The organism is Duganella flavida (assembly GCF_009857445.1).
Taxonomy (GTDB): Bacteria; Pseudomonadota; Gammaproteobacteria; order Burkholderiales; family Burkholderiaceae_D; genus Rugamonas; species Rugamonas flavida.
In genome coordinates, this window is the sequence record NZ_WWCN01000056.1 from 1 (window position 1) to 628 (window position 628).

The 628-nt window shown below is 50.5% G+C and carries 1 pseudogene; it reads left to right on the top strand.

The window, feature by feature from the left end:
- Positions 1–628 (top strand): annotated as a pseudogene (locus GTP46_RS29155) (helix-turn-helix domain-containing protein); the annotation flags it as partial.

Here is a 628-nt window from a genome sequence, read left to right on the forward strand (position 1 = left end):
CGTCGCAATGGCGTTTCGGAAACGGTTGCGAGGTCGTGGGTGGCCTTTTATGAACGCCATGGCGTAGCAGGATTGCGTCAGAAGTTTGAGCACTATGATGCGCAGTTCCGGCTTCAGGTATTGAAGCAAATGTGGAAGAATCACTGGTCCTATAAAGAGGCAGCAGTAGCCTTCGATATCCGCAGCTCTGGTTGTTTGGCGATATGGGAGCGCTGCTATCATAGCGGTGGTATAGACGCTCTAAAACCACGTAAGCGTGGACGACCACCCAAGATGCCTGATTTTCCTGACACTCCAATCCCACCTCCTGCCAATGATGAGGGCCGCAGCAAGGAAGACTTGCTGGCCGAAATCAATCAGCTGCGTATGGAGAACGCCTACCTAAAAAAGTTAGAAGCCTTAGTTCAAGCGCAGAAGCAACAGCGGGTGACCGTACGCAAAAAACGCAAGTAATTAATGAACTAAGGCAGCACTTTTCGTTGGCCGCTCTGCTTAAATTTGCTGGTTTGGCGCGCAGTACCTTTTACTATCAGCAGCAGGTATTGCAGGCACCAGATAAGCACCAGCAAATCAAGAAACAAATTCAAACCATTTTCGCCCGCCATCACGGGCGCTATGGCTATCGTCG